At 60.2% G+C, this 1,735-nt stretch carries 2 protein-coding genes; both read left to right on the top strand.

The annotated features are described in order from the left end of the window. Positions 1 to 703: type IV toxin-antitoxin system AbiEi family antitoxin domain-containing protein (locus tag ACEW8G_RS03825; protein WP_373487122.1), on the top strand; the 703-nt coding region annotated here is incomplete at its 5' end. A 4-nt stretch (positions 704 to 707) separates the two neighbouring features. Beyond that, positions 708 to 1,625 (top strand): nucleotidyl transferase AbiEii/AbiGii toxin family protein, encoded by a 918-nt coding sequence (locus ACEW8G_RS03820; RefSeq protein ID WP_373487121.1) that lies wholly within the window; start codon positions 708 to 710, stop codon positions 1,623 to 1,625. The last annotated feature ends 110 nt before the right edge of the window (positions 1,626 to 1,735 follow it).

Here is a 1,735-nt window from a genome sequence, read left to right as displayed (position 1 = left end):
CCACGGCTATTCATCGGCGCTGCGCAGCCAGTATGTTAGCGCTGGCTGGCTCGATAGTCCGGCACGGCGGGTCTATCGCCGTTCACGCACGCCGCTGACATGGCAACAGGTAGTCATGTCACTCCAGACTTTACTGGATTTGCCCTTGGCCGTCGGTGGGCGCACCGCGCTCGAACAACAGGGGTATGCCCATTACCTTTCGGCACAGATGCGCGAGGTTCACCTTTATGGGCCAAAACGCCCGCCAACGTGGCTGGGCAGCTTACCGCTGGACCTGACCTTCCACTGGCATAACAGCTTGCGGCTGTTTCCCGGCGATGCCGATGCGCCGCCGGAGCCTAGCCCTGTCATGTTCAGCGCCGCTGGGATGCACTTGCCGATCCGCTATTCGAGCAAGGAACGGGCCATACTCGAATTGCTCGACGAGCTGCCCGAGCGCGAAAGTTTCCACCAGGTCGATGCCCTTATGGAAGGGCTAAGCGATCTCAGCCCGCGCCGCCTGCAAACCCTGCTGGAGGCGTGCGCCAGCGTGAAGGTGAAGCGGTTATTCCTGTTCTTTGCCGACCGCCACCGCCATGCTTGGCGATCACGGCTCGACGTGTCGCGCATCGATCTGGGTTCAGGCAAGCGCGTGCTGGTCAAAGGCGGCAAACTCGATCCGAATTACCACATAACCGTGCCGTCCGATCTTGGAGGTCAATGAGGCTATGGCTTTCCTCGACAGCTACAGGCAGCAGGTCGCACTTCTCATTCGGACCATTCCATTCGTGGCGAAGGAAGCGGCATTCGCCCTCAAGGGCGGCACAGCCATCAACCTGTTCGTGCGCGACATGCCGCGCCTGTCGGTGGACATCGACCTGACCTATCTGCCCATCGAGGATCGCACCACTTCGCTTGCCGCAATCGACGTAGCCATGCTGCGGATCGGGGAGCGGATCTTGCACGGCATACCCGGTGCGAAGGTCAATCCTTCCCGCTCGGCTGATGAGAAAATCGTCACGAAGCTGATCGTGCGAGCCAGGGACGTGCAAATCAAGATCGAGATTACGCCAGTGTTGCGCGGCACCGTTTATGATCCGGTCAAAATGGGCGTCGTGGCGACTGTGGAAGATGCCTTTGGCTTTGCTGAAATGCAGGTTGTGTCCTTCGCCGACCTATATGCAGGCAAGATCGTGGCGGCACTCGACCGCCAGCATCCGCGCGATCTATTCGACGTGCGCGACCTGCTGGCGCACGAGGGCATAAGCGACGAACTGCGGCGCGCATTCCTTGTCTATATCATCAGCCACAATCGCCCAATGGCTGAAGTCCTGGCACCGACCCGCAAGCCAATCGCCGATGAATTTGCGCGAGGTTTTGTCGGCATGGCGCAGCTGCCGGTGGCGATTGCCGATCTTGAAGAGGCGCGCGAGACGATCATCGCCGCGATGGTCACCGACATGCCCGACGCGCATCGGCAATTCCTTGTCGGCTTCAAGCGCGGCGAGCCGGACTGGGAACTTCTCGGAATACCGGAAGCTCAGCATTTGCCCGCCGTCCTGTGGAAGCAGCGCAATTTGAACCGACTTCCAGTCGAAAAGCGGCGCGAGCTGGCCGACGGACTTGATAAGGTGCTGTTTCCGTGAGCGGCAAATGTTGGATGGCAGTTATAGCACGGGGGGTGTCCCTTTGGGCTGATGCCGACCGGCAAGACCGAAGCCTGCGGGCAACGCACTTTGCTAGCTAAAGGGACGAT

It is taken from the genome of Blastomonas sp. (assembly GCF_041747255.1).
Lineage (GTDB): Bacteria > Pseudomonadota > Alphaproteobacteria > Sphingomonadales > Sphingomonadaceae > Blastomonas.
Note: the sequence above shows the minus strand (reverse complement) of the source record. Positions and strands in the feature narration are given on the sequence as shown.

Bases quoted from the DNA above. Each gene is read 5' to 3' on its own strand.
- ACEW8G_RS03820 (WP_373487121.1), top strand. From the start codon at position 708: ATGGCTTTCCTCGACAGCTACAGGCAGCAGGTCGCACTTCTCATTCGG.